Source organism: Prevotella corporis DSM 18810 = JCM 8529 (assembly GCF_000430525.1).
In the GTDB taxonomy this organism is placed as follows: Bacteria; Bacteroidota; Bacteroidia; order Bacteroidales; family Bacteroidaceae; genus Prevotella; species Prevotella corporis.
Genome location: NZ_KE387157.1, coordinates 1 through 16,327, shown reverse-complemented (window position 1 = coordinate 16,327; position 16,327 = coordinate 1). Strand labels below are relative to the sequence as shown.

At 49.8% G+C, this 16,327-nt stretch carries 15 protein-coding genes; 11 read left to right on the top strand and 4 right to left on the bottom strand.

Annotated features, from left to right (window positions below; genetic code table 11):
* Window positions 1–44 precede the first annotated feature (44 nt).
* Window positions 45–413, bottom strand: a complete 369-nt coding sequence (locus tag H515_RS15320; RefSeq protein ID WP_407635965.1) for a DUF6769 family protein — start codon at window positions 411–413, stop codon at window positions 45–47.
* A gap of 285 nt (window positions 414–698) precedes the next feature.
* Here H515_RS15320 and H515_RS14900 point away from each other — a divergent pair, with 285 nt between their 5' ends.
* A complete protein-coding gene (locus tag H515_RS14900; protein WP_154653704.1) occupies window positions 699–845 on the top strand; it encodes a hypothetical protein in 147 nt (48 codons plus the stop codon).
* Between the two features lie 150 nt (window positions 846–995).
* Here the strand turns inward: H515_RS14900 and H515_RS0111465 are convergent, their stop codons facing one another.
* From H515_RS0111465 to H515_RS0111455, 3 genes are all read right to left on the bottom strand, one after another.
* Entirely contained in the window at window positions 996–2,135 is a 1,140-nt protein-coding gene (locus H515_RS0111465) for a cytochrome d ubiquinol oxidase subunit II (protein WP_025874890.1), read from the bottom strand.
* Window positions 2,136–2,137: 2 nt separating this feature from the next.
* Complete coding sequence (locus H515_RS0111460; RefSeq protein WP_028901973.1) at window positions 2,138–3,667, bottom strand: cytochrome ubiquinol oxidase subunit I; 1,530 nt, start codon at window positions 3,665–3,667, stop codon at window positions 2,138–2,140.
* Between the two features lie 95 nt (window positions 3,668–3,762).
* A complete protein-coding gene (locus H515_RS0111455; protein WP_025874888.1) occupies window positions 3,763–3,981 on the bottom strand; it encodes a DUF4492 domain-containing protein in 219 nt (72 codons plus the stop codon).
* Window positions 3,982–4,173: 192 nt separating this feature from the next.
* Here H515_RS0111455 and H515_RS0111450 point away from each other — a divergent pair, with 192 nt between their 5' ends.
* The 10 genes from H515_RS0111450 to H515_RS0111405 all read left to right on the top strand — a co-directional run bounded on the left by H515_RS0111450 (window position 4,174) and on the right by H515_RS0111405 (window position 16,108).
* Window positions 4,174–5,661, top strand: coding sequence for a TolC family protein (locus H515_RS0111450; RefSeq protein WP_028901972.1), 1,488 nt, complete (start codon window positions 4,174–4,176; stop codon window positions 5,659–5,661).
* 50 nt (window positions 5,662–5,711) lie between these two features.
* Window positions 5,712–6,695 carry an HlyD family secretion protein gene (locus tag H515_RS0111445; RefSeq protein WP_025874885.1) on the top strand — a complete coding sequence of 328 codons (984 nt, stop codon included), beginning with the start codon at window positions 5,712–5,714 and terminating at the stop codon, window positions 6,693–6,695.
* A 114-nt stretch (window positions 6,696–6,809) separates the two neighbouring features.
* On the top strand, window positions 6,810–8,033 hold the full coding sequence (locus tag H515_RS0111440; RefSeq protein ID WP_025874883.1) for an ABC transporter permease: 1,224 nt from the start codon (window positions 6,810–6,812) through the stop codon (window positions 8,031–8,033).
* A gap of 35 nt (window positions 8,034–8,068) precedes the next feature.
* Entirely contained in the window at window positions 8,069–9,400 is a 1,332-nt protein-coding gene (locus tag H515_RS13550) for an ABC transporter permease (protein WP_081410170.1), read from the top strand.
* Window positions 9,401–10,020: 620 nt separating this feature from the next.
* Complete coding sequence (locus H515_RS0111430) at window positions 10,021–10,734, top strand: DUF2975 domain-containing protein (RefSeq protein ID WP_028901970.1); 714 nt, start codon at window positions 10,021–10,023, stop codon at window positions 10,732–10,734.
* Between the two features lie 19 nt (window positions 10,735–10,753).
* Window positions 10,754–10,957, top strand: a complete 204-nt coding sequence (locus H515_RS0111425) for a helix-turn-helix domain-containing protein (RefSeq protein WP_025874879.1) — start codon at window positions 10,754–10,756, stop codon at window positions 10,955–10,957.
* Between the two features lie 172 nt (window positions 10,958–11,129).
* Window positions 11,130–13,943: a M16 family metallopeptidase gene (locus tag H515_RS0111420; protein ID WP_028901969.1), complete on the top strand. Its 2,814-nt coding sequence runs from the start codon at window positions 11,130–11,132 to the stop codon at window positions 13,941–13,943.
* Window positions 13,944–14,412: 469 nt separating this feature from the next.
* Window positions 14,413–15,384 (top strand): SPFH domain-containing protein, encoded by a 972-nt coding sequence (locus H515_RS0111415; RefSeq protein WP_025874877.1) that lies wholly within the window; start codon window positions 14,413–14,415, stop codon window positions 15,382–15,384.
* Between the two features lie 21 nt (window positions 15,385–15,405).
* Window positions 15,406–15,594, top strand: a complete 189-nt coding sequence (locus tag H515_RS0111410; RefSeq protein ID WP_025874875.1) for a type II toxin-antitoxin system antitoxin — start codon at window positions 15,406–15,408, stop codon at window positions 15,592–15,594.
* A gap of 37 nt (window positions 15,595–15,631) precedes the next feature.
* Window positions 15,632–16,108: a hypothetical protein gene (locus H515_RS0111405; protein ID WP_025874873.1), complete on the top strand. Its 477-nt coding sequence runs from the start codon at window positions 15,632–15,634 to the stop codon at window positions 16,106–16,108.
* The last annotated feature ends 219 nt before the right edge of the window (window positions 16,109–16,327 follow it).

The following is a 16,327-nucleotide window of genomic DNA, read 5'->3' as shown; positions in this document are numbered from 1 at the left end:
AACCGTCATGTCTTATTCTATTTATTTAAAAAAAATGGATATAATTATGAGAGAGGAGGCGCTCGTAACCCACTTGAGACAATATTTACCTCAAGCAGATGAAAAGAGGACTCTTGTGATGTTTCGTTAAACTTTGAAGCATCAAGGTTTGACAATATTTTATACGGCGAGAAAACATACAATAAGTGTGATTGCTTCTCTATGGTCTGTGTGATCTGTTGAACGCACTTTTCGTTTTTGACAATGTGTTTGATTTGTTCAACAGAGCAATTGTCTGGTGTAGAACTTTGACCCGAAGTCGAGTGGCCAGTGTGACTATCATTAACATTGCCATCCAACGCGCATGTCATTTCAATAAAGCATACTTCTTTGGGGTGATGATGATGTGCCAAAACAGAGACAAACAACACCATGAGGATTGCCAACCAGATACTAAATATGGATATTTTTTTCATCATCACGATGCAAAGATATCCATTTAATCTTGCAACTCGGTTGCAAAGATTAATAATCTATTAATTCTTCTATGTATGATTCGTAATACTCCTACTGTTTAAATGCAAATACATTGGTAAAATCCATGTATAACGTAAGGACGAACTGGGCATGTATCCATATCAAAATAGAGACAGTATGTTCACGCACTTTGGGGTTTATCTTGAAAATACCTTCTTATTCCGAACGCAGGGTTTAAAAATTTGAAGAGGTGGTACTGCTTGAGGATGGGTTTCATGGGCTTCCGGAAAAGCTATTTTTCGAGCGAAGAGCCGTTGATAGGCAACGACGGCTTTGGTCTTCGATTCGCTCCTGAAGAGCTGATGATTGGTTTGGAGCTTGAGTTCTGACGATCGGGCACGAATAGCAAGACGTGTGCCATGCGGTCAGCGTGCGCTTCGGGGCTACGGCTGATTGTTCAGGCGAGGAGCGAATGAAAAAGTCCGGACAGGAGACAACTCCCGTCCGGACTTTCTATTTTCCGTAAAATCAATCAACAATTAGTAGGCATGGTCGTCGCTTATTTCTTTGCTGTCGATTTCCTTGCTGTCGATGCTGCGCCAAGCATAGAAAATGTAAGCGAGCACGAAAGGAATGATCAGGCTGGCATAGAACATTGCTGTGAGCGTGAACTGGCTTGAGCAACTGTTCTGGAGTGTAAGCGAGCTTTGCAGGTCGGCGGTCGATGGATAGTAGGCGGTGTTGTTGTAGCCCACGATGAGGAACAACACAATCACCACCAATACGACACCGATGCCTGCTGGCCAAATGCCTTTGATGTAATCCTTCTGAAGGATGGTGCGCACGATGCCAAAGAGCAGCAGAAGCACTCCGACGAGAAGGACAACGATGAGATACCACATATCAAGCAGGTTGTTGAGATACTTCATCGGCTCCATAACGATTTCACCCGAAGCAGCCACAGCATAGCCATCGCTGATGAGTGTGCGGACGAAGAAGGTCAGGAAGAAGACAAGGAACAGCACCGTGTTGATGATAAGCTGCGGACGTACACGAGAGCGGATGGCATCGTCGTTCACGTTGTTGTTTATGTAGAGCGTACCAAGGATGCGCGCAAGGAAAACAACGGCCAGACCGAAAACCACCACCCAAGGATTGAGCAGTACGTCGAGACCACGAGAAGCATTGGCCCACTGTGAAATAACGGCAGGCATTTCATTGGCGATATTGGCCTTCTCTACGATGAAGTTTGAGCCCGTGAAGAACGTGGCTACCGCTCCGCCGATGAGCAGCGGACCAACGATACCGTTGATGATGAGGCAAGTCTGGAAAGTCTTAACCCCCAGTAGGTTGCCGGCCTTGTTTTGGAACTCGTAGCTGACCGCCTGAATGATGAACGAGAACAGAATGATGACCCATACCCAGTAGGCACTTCCGAAACTCGTACTATAGAACAATGGGAACGAAGCGAAGAACGCTCCACCGAATGTGACAAGCGTGGTAAACGTGAACTCCCACTTCCGGCCCGTTGAGTTGACGACGAGACGACGCTCAATGTCGGTCTTTCCCAGCTGAAAAATCATGGAGTTAGCACCCTGAACAAACATCAGGAACACTAACAGGCCTCCCAAAACGGCTATGAGAAGCCACCAGTAATGTTGCAAAAATTCGTATGTCATAGTTATAGCCCTTTCTTGATTTGCTTGCACATGATGCTGATTTCAACAAGCAACATCGTGGTGAATAGGAATAGGAATAGGAAGAATGTTAGCGCAACACCGCTGCTGCTGATATCACTCACAGCGGCCCAGGTCGGGAGCATGTCCTGAATGGTCCAGGGCTGACGGCCGAACTCTGCGACAAGCCAACCGCTCTCACTGGCAATGTAGGCGAGAGGAATGAGCACCAAGCCAGCGATGTGGAGCCAGCGTGGCTTCGTGATGTCGCGACGATAGAGGTAGTGCAGGAAGATGAGGAACGCAAGGATGAACAAGCAACCCAAACCAACCATGATGCGGAATGCCCAGAAGTTGATGCCTACAGGCGGAACGGTCTGGTCGGCATTCTTGATGTAGCCATAACCGAAGTACTTCATGTCATTCTTCAGAATGTTAAGGTTGGCTGCCGTCTTCTCACCACTGCGGTAAGCCTTCAACGCTGCTATGGCTGCCTTACCCCGGCTGACCTTCTCGGCAAACGGAGGCTCAACCGTACCATCGGCCTTGGTGTAGCCGTTAATGATGTTCTTCACACCTGGCACATAACCGTGAAAGTCACGTGTGGCAAGGAACGACAACGCATTGGGGATCGCCAGACGCATCGGCGGCTCCTTCTCGCTCATGTAATCGGGCTGCTTGAACGGATTAACAAGCGCAACGGCTGTGAGTCCCTGGTTGGTACCTCCTTCATAGAGAGCTTCCATCGCAGCCAATTTCATCGGTTGGTGCTGTGCCACCTGATAAGCAGAACCATCACCAGTGTAAGCAGTCAACAACGCTGAGACGATACCAACGATGGCACCGATTTTCAGACTTTGTTTCGCAAACTCCAAGTGGCGCTGCTTCAGGAGATACCAGCAGCAAACACCCACGCAGAAGATAGCACCCAAAAGCCATGCCGAAGTAACGGTATGGAAAAACTTGTTGACGGCCATCGGACTGGCAGCAACGGCCAAGAAAGAGGTCATCTCATTGCGCATCGTGTCTGGATTAAAATCGCAGCCTACTGGATATTGCATCCACGCATTGGCAACAAGGATCCACCATGCCGAAATGGTGGCACCAAGACCGGTGAGCCACGTAGAGGCGAGATGGAATCCGGCGGAAACCTTCTTCCAGCCAAAGAACATGACGGCTACGAAAGTAGATTCCATAAAGAAAGCCAAGAGGCCCTCAATGGCCAGCGGAGCGCCGAAAATATCGCCCACAAACCATGAATAATTGCTCCAGTTCGTTCCAAATTCGAACTCAAGGATGATGCCAGTAGCAATACCCATTGCGAAGTTAATACCGAAAAGCAACTGCCAGAACTTGGCAGCGGTCTTCCAAAACTCTTTGCGCGTGCGGTAATAGCACGTCTCCATGATGCCCATGATGAGGGCAAGTCCCAGTGTCAGAGGCACGAACAGCCAGTGATAGATGGCTGTCAGGGCGAACTGCGCACGCGACCAGTTGATCACGTCGGGATCGATGGTTAATAATAGATTTTCCATGTTGTATAAATATGTAACTGTTAGAATTGTTTCACCTTACTTATATATGACTTTACCTTACTTATATATGACCATTTAGGCAACGGCCACACGCCTTATTCTCTGCCAAGGACCTCCGTTGCTACAAACTTGCTCTCCTGTCCTTTTCCCGCTTTCTCCTTGATGAAGTTGGGAAAGAAGAACATTTTGAGAACAAAGAATATGATGAACAACTTTATTAGGATAATGGCCCACAGCGTCTTGCCCAGCGTCATGTTGCGGAAGCCCTCATAATATAAATCAAAAGCGCGATAAAAGAAATTTGATCTCTTCATACTCATAATGCTTTTATGGCTTGTACTTTTTACAAACTACACTGCAAATTTAAATAAAAAATTTGAAATCTATCCTGTTTTACCCTAAAATTATAATAAATGTGTAAAATAAAAAAGATTCAAACCATTTCATTTGGTATTATACTCAAAAAACAATACATTTGCATTCAGTTTTCAACATCATCGTAGGCAATGAAGAAACCTTTAGTTTTTGCATTATTCATCAGCATAACACTGGCCTCAACAGCACAGGGAGTGCTCTCTTTGCAGCAATGTAGGGAGATGGCACTGCAGAACAACAGACAGCTGAAGATATCGAAAATGACAGCGAGTATTGCGGAAAACATCCATAAGTCGGCCAAGACCAAATACCTGCCACGCATCACAGGAATGGCCGGATACGAGCATCTGACACGCGAAGTGTCACTCCTCAACGACCAACAGAAGAGCAAACTGTCGAACTTCGGCACGAACTCAGTGGGCAAAGTTGGCGGACAGATAGGTGAAAGCATTGCCGGGCTCGTCCAACAGGGCCTGATTTCGCCTGAAGCCGCACAGCAATTGGGCAGCGTCTTGGGGAAAATGACAGCGCCGATAGCACAGGCTGGCGACAACATAGGTCAGGGCATACGCGACGCTTTCCGATCGAACACCAAGAATATCTATGCCGGGAGCATCATGCTCACTCAACCTATATACATGGGAGGGGCCATCAAGGCGGCCAATGACATAGCAACCATTGGCGAGGACGTGGCCCGCAACGACATCGCACTGAAGCAACAGACCGTCATCTACGCAGTTGACAATGTCTATTGGCTGGCCGTCTCGCTCAAGAAGAAGAAACTGTTGGCAGAAAAATTCCGCGATTTGGCCAAGCAGCTGAGCAGCAACGTGCAGAAGATGTATCAAGAAGGAGTAGCTACTAAGGCTGATGGGCTGAAGGTAGATGTGAGCGTAAACACCGCCGAACTTAAGATAGCAGAAATCGAGAACGGCATATCGCTGGCCAAGATGGCACTCTGCGAGCTCTGTGGGCTCAGTCTCAACGGCGACTTGCAGCTTGCTGATGAGGACACCGACGAGCTTTCGGCCGTCGAAAGCGTCATCTACAACCCGAACGACACGGCCTTCGACGCACGCCCGGAGGTGCGTTTGCTGCAAAACACCATCGACATCAGCCGACAAAACACCAAGCTCATCCAAGCCCTCTACCGTCCACACGTAGCCCTGACGGGAGGATACACGGTGTCGAACCCCAATATGTTCAACGGATTCCAACAGAAATTCAGCGACGTATGGAACATAGGCATCGTCGTCCACGTACCCATCTGGAGCTGGGGCGAGAGCAAATACAGGGTCAGAGCCTCGCAAGCGGCCACCACCATCGCACAAATGGAGCTCAGCGACGTGCGCAACAAGATACAGCTTGAGGTGGAACAGTATCGCTTCCGCTTGAAAACGGCCAATGAAAGGCTGGCCACCGCCCACAAAAACATGGTGGCAGCAGAAGAGAATCTCCGCACGGCCGACATTGGTTTCAAGGAGGGAGTGATGACCGTTACTGACGTCATGATTGCCCAAACAGCATGGATGACCGCCAAGACTGCCATCGTCGATGCTGAGATTGCCGTGAGAACAGCACAGGTAGGCTTGAAGAAAGCTACTGGAACACTCAATTAACAACGACCCGTTCACCAACCGTCAACCATCCAAAATTCAATCATCAGAATATGTCAGCTAAATCACAACATAACAACATCTTATTGGCTATCCTCGGCTTCATAAGCGTCATCGTACTGGTAGCCGTCATCGGTTATTTCACACTTGACCGCACAGAGGAAATCATTCAGGGAGAGGTCGAAGTTAGCGAGTATCGCGTGGCTTGCAAGCTGCCCGGACGCATCACCGAACTTCGTGTCAAGGAAGGCGACTACGTACACAAGGGTGACGTGCTGGCCGTGCTTGAGATACCAGAGGTCAACGAACAGGAGAAAGTGGCAGAGGCAGCCGCCAACGCCACTGAGGCACTGAGCGACCTTGCCAAAGCCCCCACCCGTAAAGAGATGATTCAGAGCGCTTACCAGGTGTACCAACAGGCCAAATCGGCCAACAGAATTGCCGAAAAAACATTTGGTCGCATGGACCGTCTCTTCAAGGAAGGAGTCATCTCGGCACAGAAACGCGACGAGGCACAGGCAGCTTACGAAACTACACAGGCGGCAGTTGAGGTGGCCAAATCGCAGTGGGAACTGGCAAAGAACGGATCACGCGAGGAGTCGAAGCGGGCCGCACAGAAACAGGCACAGGCGGCACGGTCGGCCGTCAATGTAGTGAAATCGGTGCTCAAGGAGACCGTTCAGCGCGCCACCCACGACGGCGAGGTTTCGACCATCTATCCAAAAGAGGGCGAACTCGTGGGTTTCGGAAGCCCCATCATGAGCATTGCCATGACCGACGATATCTGGGGGACGTTCAATATCCGTGAGGACCAGCTCAAGGGGATGAAGGTCGGCAACGTCATCAAAGCCTTCGTGCCGGCGTTCAACAAGACTATCGAGCTCCGTGTCACCGCTATCAAGGATCAAGGCTCGTATGCCGTGTGGAAAGCCACCAAGGCCAGCGGACAGTACGACCTCAAAACTTTCCAGGTGAAGGCCAAACCAGTGAGCAAACTCGACGGACTGCGACCGGGCATGTCGCTCATCATCAAGTAATCCGCCATCCGCCGCAAGGCAACTGGTCTCCGATGCCCTACAAGACATAGCCAGACGACACCAAAAGGCCGACGAAACGGCGGCGAGGTCACCAGCCACAAGCACTGATAGACAATGGACAACACAAGCAAAGAAAACGAAACAACCGACACTTCCCACAGCAAGAGGCGAGGACCTGTCGCCCGAATTCTTGCCATCGCTGCCCGCGAGGTGGGGCTACTTGTCCATAACCCCATCTATTGGTTCTGCATGATCGTCTTTCCGATTATCATTCTTTTCTTCTTCACTTCACTCATGCGTGAGGGACAGCCAGAAAACCTCCCCTGTGGCATTGTTGACAACGACAACACCACCACCACACGCGCACTCGTCCGCAACCTTGATGCCTTTCAGGGCACAAAGGTCGTGGCCCACTACCCCAGTGTCAGTGAGGCGCGCCGTGCCATACAACGCAACGAAATCTATGCCTTTCTCTATATTCCCGAAGGAACGACAGCCAAACTCATCGCCCAGCGCCAGCCGAAAGTGTCGTTCTTCTACAGCAACGTGACACTCGTGGCAGGCTCCATGCTCTTCAAAGACCTGAAGACCATCACCTCCCTCGGATCGGCAGCCGTGGGATCGGCCCGCCTTCAGATGCTCGGAAAGACACAAAAAGAGATTGTCAACACGCTGCAGCCCATCGCTCTCGACATGCACATGGTGGGAAACCCGTGGATGAGCTACAATATCTACCTCAGTTCCATCATGATTCCAGGAGCGCTGATGCTCTTCATGTTCCTCATTACCACCTATTCCATCGGCACGGAACTGAAGTTCAGGCGGTCGCACGAATGGATGCAGATGGCCGGAAAGAACATTTTCATCGCTCTCACAGGCAAACTCTTGCCGCAGTTCCTCATCTTTTTCACCCTCTTCATCGGCTACGAATGGTACGTTTATGGGCATTTGGCGTTCCCACACCCAGGCGGCCTCTTCAAGATACTCATGCTCGGTTTCCTGACCGTTGTCGCAGCGCAGGGATTCGGTGTGTTCATCTTCGGCCTTATGCCATCGCTGCGCATGTCGATGAGCGTCTGCTCACTCTGGGCAGTAGTCGGTTTCTCTGCCTGCGGTGCCACCTATCCCGTCTTTGCCATGGACTCCATGATTGAGGCCTTCGCCCAAGTCATCCCGCTGCGCCATTATTTCATGGTGTATCAGGCAAGCATATTCAACGGCTATCCCATCATCCACGTGTGGTGGAACATCGTGGCTCTCGTGGCCTTCGCCCTACTGCCCATGCTGACGGCACGAAACATCAAGAAAGCCATGCTGGAATACGTCTATATACCATAGATTGAAATCCAAAATAGAAAAGTAATAACAGACAGATGTCGAGCAAACAGAAAGAAAGTACCAACAAACCCGACACCGCACCACAGAACGGCAGCGGCGAAAAGAAACTCCGACGCAACAGAAAGTCGGTGGAGGGACTGATTTACTCCATCTGCTACATCTGGTGGCTGGAGATGAAGAACACCATCAAAGACGAAGGCGTGCTCATCTTCTTCCTACTCGTGCCGTTGGGCTACCCGTTGCTCTACTCGTGGATTTACAACAACGAGGTGGTGCGCGACGTTCCAGTGGCTGTCGTTGACCTTTCGCAAACCCCCACCTCACGCAAGTTCGTCCGAATGTTCGACGCTTCGCCCGACGTACGTGCCGCACGCTTCTGCAACAGTCTGTCAGAGGCGAAAGAACTCGTCACCGCACAAGAGGCTAACGGCATCGTCTATCTACCAGAAGACTTCGAACGCACGCTCTTCTGTGGCGAACAAGCCCACGTCAGCATCTATTGCGACATGAGTCTCATGCTCACTTACAAGGCCATATACCAGTCGGCGACGGCCGTATCTATGGAGATGAACAAGGAGATTCAGAAGTCGATGGCCATTGGATCTACCAAGCGCGACGAAGAAATAAGCACACAGCCACTGGCCGTTGACGAATTGCCCCTCTTTAACACTACGGGCGGATACGGCAACGCCATACTGCCGGGTGTGCTCATACTCATTCTACAACAGACACTGCTGCTGGGAATAGGTCTGTCAGCAGGAACGGCACGCGAGAACAACCGCTATCAGGACCTCGTACCTATCAGCAAGCACTACAACGGCATATTCAAAATCGTACTGGGAAAATCGCTTTGCTACTTCATGATCTACTGTGTCATTGGCGCTTATCTGACACTCGCCGTGCCAAAACTCTTCAGTTTCACCATGCTCGCCCGCCCGTCAGACCTCATCGGACTGATGATTCCCTACCTATTGGCCATCATCTTCTTCGGCATGACCATCTCTTGTATGGTGCGCTACCGCGAAAACGTCATCCTGCTCGTCGTTTTCACCTCCGTGCCCTTCCTCTTCCTCACCGGATTGAGCTGGCCAGAGAACAACATCCCCGGCCTGTGGCAAGGCATCAGCTGGCTCATCCCCTCCACATACGGCGTCCGCGGATTCCTGCGCCTGTCGTCTATGGGTGCGACACTGCAAGACATAAGGTTCGAGTACCAAGCGCTCTGGATGCAGACCGTCGTCTATTTCTTCCTCACCTGTCTCGTCTATCGCTATCAAATCATCAGTGCCCGCAAGCATGCTCTTGAGCACGTGCGCAGCATTCAGGACAAAATCAAAAAAGCCAGAAACCAGCGAAGCAACGGCTGACCAGCTTGAATCGGAAAAAGCGATGCCTAAGAGTCAGCCTTGGCGAATTTTCGCCGTTCAGCTCAGACAGGAAATGTCAGCAACGAAAGAGCTTTGGCACGGCGATACCTCACCTATCGGCTCACAAAAGGTAAGCTTTTACCACCCGAAAGCTCACCTATCACAACGAAAATCATATCCTGCTGATTTTCAAGTAGTTATAAAAACAATGAAACTTCCTTATTCTTGGCAATTCTTTAGCGTCAGTTTTTAAAGCGATATCGACACTTTCCCAAAGAAAACTGTACGCATTCCCAGTGCATTAAAAGAGCCGTCTATACCCATAAAGCCAGAAAAGCATGAACAACAAAACTTCCTGACGCAGGCAATGAGATACAATATAATAGGTGGTAGGTCTGAAAATGCAGCTAAAACAGCATGCCAATGCACAGTGACAGATTTACCACTATACAATATTTAATTATTGTTTTTCAATAAATAATTGTCGAAAAACTTGCAAATCACAAGAATTGTTCCTATATTTGCAGCATTCGATGAATTATCGGATACTGCCTCGATGGCCGAGCTGTTATGGTTCGTTGGCCGTTGACGGGCAATTATCACATCAAACATCAGAATCTATGAACAGAAGATTGCGCTTTTACTGCACCATCATGTTGGTACTCATGGGAATAGTACTTTGTGTCAGCCTCTATGAGCTGGGCAAAGCCTTCGGGACCGGTGTCTCTGCAGGATACGCCCTTGAGAAAGCACGATACGAAGCCAGTCACAACAAGAAGTATGCGCACTCCAAAGAGTTCAAAGAATTGCAGGCCCTCGACGAGGAATCAGACCTAAGGGCGAGTTCTGCACAAATAAAATTCAACAACGACATCGACTCACGGCCCGTGAAAGTGAAGAACGAGAAGACCGGGAAGTACGAGAAAGTGTGGATTATGTCAGCCGACATCCCCTACTCCGAGTCGAATTTCATCATCACACTGAAGTTTGTCTATCTCTTTGTTCTGCTGGTGCTCTCCGCTTTGCTGCTGATTACCTACTTCAAGCTAATCCGCAACTTCAGAAAGTCGGAGAACATCTTCTCCATCGTCAACCTGAGACTCATCAAACGCATAACCCTCCTGACGATTATCAACTACATCACCATGTGGGGCGTGGACTTTCTCGACACGTACAGTTGCGCACAGTCGTTCGAGCTGGCTGGAAGGACGGTCGATTACCTTGGTTCGATGAACCTGACGGACAATCTTTTCGAGATTCCCATTATGCTGATAATATGTGAAGTGTTTGCCATCGGAGTGAAGATGCGCGAGGAAAATGAACTTACCGTGTAAAGAAAGGAAGAGCTAAACCATGATAATAGTTAACTTAGACGTAATGATGGCTAAGCGGAAGATGTCGCTCAACGAACTTTCGGAACGCGTAGGACTGACGCTGGCCAACCTATCGATACTCAAAACGGGCAAGGCGAAAGCCGTGCGATTCACCACCCTCGACTCCATCTGTGAGGCCCTGCAATGCCAACCTGGCGACCTACTGGAGTTCAAGGACGAATGACCGGCCAGACGACGAACCATCGCAATGTAAAAAGAAATAATTGAATGAAAGTTGTATTATTGATATGAGGACAAGTGAGCGGGGCGGCCGGCTGAAAGGTCGCTTCCAAGCTTGTTGCTCGTCACACATCTTCATGAAAAAGCATAAACAATAAATTTCAAATAACAACTTTATGAAACTGAAAAACTTATTCATCGCAGCCCTCGCGTTCATCGCAGCAAGTGCGTCAGCTCAGCAAGAGACGATGCAAATGCCCGCAATGCCCGTGGACAGCGCAGTGATTGTAGGTCATCTCGACAACGGGCTCACCTACTACATCAGGAAAAACAACTACCCAGCTGGGAAAGTGAACTTCTACATCGCCCACAAGGTAGGCGCAATTCAGGAGGAAGACAACCAAGACGGTCTGGCACACCTGCTTGAGCACATGGCTTTCAACGGGTCGAAGCACTTCAAAGACGACTCCGTGGTGAAATTCATGGACTCAATCGGCGGCCAATGGAATGCCTACACCACTGCCGACCACACGGTTTACTTCATCACTGGCGTGGGAAACGAGCGCCAGAGCGTGATTGACTCGTGCCTACTCGTGCTCAGCGACTGGTCGGAAGGACTCACGTTGACGGCCGATCAGATTGAGACGGAGCGCGATGTCGTTCACAACGAATACCGAGGACACAACGCTATGCAACGACTCATGCGCGCCAGCAATGCCGATCTCTTCCCAGGCAGCATCTACGGCAAGCGTACCGTCATCGGAAGCATGGACGTCATTGACAAATGCAACCCCGAAACCCTCCGTGCCTACTACCGTAAGTGGTATTTCCCAGGCAATCAGGCTGTCATCGTGGTGGGAGACATCAACCCCAAAGAGATTGAAGCCAGCATTAAGAAGATGTTCGGACAGCTACCGGTAGAGAAAGGTGCAACAAAGGCCACCGATGTGGCCATCGCCGACAACGAAAAAACACTCTACTCGTTCGGAAGTGACAAGGAAGTGACCCAAAATATCTACCAGCTCTACCGCAAACTCGACGTAGAGACGCCAGAGGAGAAGAACTCCCTGTGCTACCTCGGGCAGCAAGCCATAGAGCAAGTATCAAACATGATGTTCAACAACCGCCTCCAAAAGATTGCCGCAACGCCCGAATCGAGCCTCCTTATGGCACAAGCCGAGACCGATATCTATGCCGGCCATGCCCGTACACGTAGGGCACAGACCGTCGTAGCTCTCCCAAAGCCAGGCAAAGAGAAGGAAGCACTCAAGGAAATCATACGTGAGCTGAACAGAATCGGACAGTTCGGCTTCACACCGTCAGAGTACAAGCTCGCAATGGAGACCTACAAGACCGCACTCGAAAAGCAATACAACAACCGCGCCACTATAAAGAACGACACCTACGCACAGAAGCTCATTCAAAACTTCATCAGTGCAGAGCCATACCCAACCATTGAACAGCAATACGCTATACTGGGCCAAGTGATTCCAATGCTACCATTATATGATATCAACGAATACGCAAAGAGCGTGTTCAACACCGACGAAAAAAACTTTGCCGTATCGGCTATCATGCAGGAGAAAAACGGCAAGCCTGCCTTTGTGAAGGCCGACATGCCGACACTCATCGCACAGGCACGCAACGAGAAAGTTGAACCTATGCCAGACGATGCGAAGGAAGAACCACTGATGACGAAGGAACCAGTGGCTGGGAAAATCGTGTCGGAGAAACCTCTCGACAAGTTCGGAGCCAAGGAGTTGACCCTCTCCAACGGAGCCAAGGTCATCCTGAAGAAAACCGATCTCAAGGCCAACGAAATCATGATGACGGCCACTGCCGCAGGAGGAACGAGCATTGTAAAGAACGAAAACCTGGCCATGCGCAAGGCATTCGAGATGATGATGCCCATACACGGACTCGGAACGAAAGGTGTCAACGACCTAATCAACATCGGACAGGCCAAGCAGACCAGCGTTTCGGCTGGCGTCAGCAACGACCTGCACTACCTTGATGGACAGACCATCAACGAGAATATTGAGTTGCTCATGCAGATGATCAACCTCAACTTCACGGGGATAAAGAAAGACGAGGCGTTCTACCAGCTAATCAGCCAGGGCGTTAAGGGACAACTTTCGGTTAAGCACAACAGCCCTGGACAAGTGATGCAGGATTCGCTCGCTTTCTACACCCACAACAAGCAGCTCGACAAGCTCTCACTCGACGAGAAGGACTTCGACAACATCAGCTACGACAGAATCATGGAGTTGCGCAAGCAGCTTTTCGCCAACGCTGGCGAGTTCACCTTCGTATTCGTGGGCAGCTTCGACGAGGCGACCATCCGTCCACTCATCGAGAAATACATAGCATCGTTGCCGGCAGACAAGAGAAAATCGGATCTTGAGGATAGCCGAAACTACACCAACGGAAAGCTGGAGAAGAGCTTCACCATGAAAATGGCGAACCCACAGAGCATCACCAACGACCTCTTCCGTTCAGATAAGGTGGAATACACGTTGGAGAACTCGCTCAACGCAAAAGCACTCGGACAGATTCTGTGGAACAAAATGTTCGAGATCATACGCGAGAGAGAAAGCGCCGTCTATACTCCGATGCCGTCAGCGAGACTTGAAAACGACCTCAACGGCAACTACTTCACCATCGAGTGTGAGCTTGCCTCCAACCCCGACAAGACAGTCATAGCAGGAAAGCTCGCAAAGGAAATCATCAACGACGCACAGACCAACATCACGACCGAAGACATCGCCAAGGTGAGGGAGGCCATTTCCAAGTCGCACGCTGATGCCATCAAGACCAATGGCTACTGGCTCGACGTACTGTCGGACTACGCCATCTACGGCATCGACAAGGCAACAGGCTTCGACGCAACGCTCAAGGCATTGTCGCCACAAAGCATCGGCAACGTTGTCAAGCAGGTGCTCAAGACGGGCAACCACGTGCGCGTAATCCTCAATGCAGAGAAGGAATAGACAACAATAAGCAAACGGATTACCAACCGCTGCGAAAGCAAGTCGGGAAGTATCCTATCGAGAGAGAGGGCCGGCACGAAAGTGTCGGCTTTTTTCAGCTTCGGCCGCTCCCACCACAAGGTTCACTGCCCCTCGACTAAACTACCTGAAAACAACACAAAAGCAACGGCCAACCAAAAGGTCAGCTATCGCATGCTCATACCTCACCTTTTACCGACCAAAAGCTCACCTTTTAAAAAACCATTGCTCATTGACCCATCCGACCATGCTGAGACTGCGATAACCGAACAAGCATAAAAGGCAGACGGAAGGGAATGTCAGCAGCTGATTGTGAACGTGCGATCGAATGACCAAACAGTGTTAAATATAATTAAAAACAGGATAAATTACTTGCAAATATAAAATCTAAATTCTAATTTTGTGATATCAATTTGATATCGTTATGAAAACTATTTAAACCCATCGAATTATGGAAACAAAAGAATTTGCATTCAAAGGTCAAGCCATCAACGGCTTCGTCATGCTCACAATCGACATTATCGTTCTGCTCGCTGCCATCGCCGGCATCGTCTTCGGTATCATTCGCCTCGACGAAGGCACCGACGGCGGCGGTTTTCTGCTCGGCTCTGGCATAGTGCTGACACTGGCATTCATCCTCATCAGCTGCGGATTCATCCAGATAGAGCCCAACGAAGCCCGTGTAATGATGTTTTTCGGACAATACAAAGGCACGTTCACCCGTGTGGGATTCAGCTGGGTAAACCCGTTCATCATCACGAAAAAACTGTCGTTCCGCGCACGCAACATCGACGCTGCGCCCATCAAGGTGAACGACAAGACGGGCAATCCCGTCATGATTGGTATGATGCTCGTCTGGAAACTCAAGGACACTTACAAGGCAATCTTCGAAATCGACTCGGAGACGATGGCCGACAACAACGACGAAGTAAAGGTGACCAACAAGGTGAGCGACCTGATGATGGCCTTTGAGCGGTTCGTAAGGATTCAAGGCGATGCGGCACTGCGCCACGTAGCCGGGCAATACGCCTACGACAGGGCCGACGAAAGCGACACCAACGAGCAGACACTGCGCGACAACAGCGAGGAAATCAACCAGTTGCTGGAGAGAACCCTCGACGAAAGACTGGAGATGGCGGGCATAGAGATTGTCGAGGCACGCATCAACTATCTGGCCTACGCGCCTGAAATAGCAGCCGTGATGCTCCGTCGCCAGCAAGCCAGCGCCATCATATCTGCACGCGAGAAGATCGTCGAAGGAGCAGTGTCGATGGTTGACATGGCCCTAAGAAAACTGAGCGATGAGCAAGTGGTTGAACTCGACGAAGACAAGAAGGCCGCCATGGTGACCAATCTCATGGTGGTGCTCTGCAGCGAGACCAACACACAGCCAGTAGTCAATTCGGGAACGCTCAACATGTAGTTCATCACCTAACATCTGATAATGGCCAAAAAAGGAAACACCACAAAAAGTTTCATTCTTCGTGTCGATGCCGATACGATGAGCGCAATCGAGAAATGGGCCGCCGACGAGTTCCGTTCCACCAACGGACAGCTTCAGTGGATCATCACTGAGGCCCTGCGCAAGGCACGGCGATTGCCCAAGAACAGGCCGACGGACAAGCAAGAATAAGAAATAGAAGTGAGAAATCTGACATTTTAAATTGAAAATGAGCACCATACGACTTAGAAGGACAAAGGAGTCAACCGCCATTGAGGTAGCGTCGGCAGTCATGTTGATGGCTTCGTGGATTATGTTAGCCGTTAAACACAACGACTTGGAAGACCTTTCTGACGAACTCACATTCGCTTCCATCATGACTCTCTCCGCCATCGGCCTGCTCGTAGGAGCCTATTTCCCAGCCAACCGATGGATCAACAGTTTCGAAGCCACCACGTCACGGCAGCTAATATTCGCGGGACGCCTCATGCGCATCATAGCAATAGAGTTGGTTGTACTGTTTCTCCTCCACCAAATAGGCATGTTCCTGCCCACCGCTGACTTCATTCCAGGTTTCGTTAGGAATAATTCGCTGCTTTGTATCTTGACCACCACGGTGGTATGGGGCAAGAAAAAGCTGGAGAAAATGAAGAAGGAAGACAGGAAAGGCAAAACCGGCATGGACGAAACGGAAAACAAAAAGTGACAAGGGCTCAGTAGAAAATCAATGGGGGAATAATTTGTTATTTATCTTAATAATTCCGACCTTCGCATTATGGAAGAAAAAATGTTACGCACCTTGGCAACTCTTGTTTTGCCTTCTCAAATATTAGATTATTTTACTATCGTTTCTGTCTGCGAGGTTGGACCTGAGTTTCATATTAGTCTTGACGAACGTATGGACAAGACTTTGTCAGGTAATGCC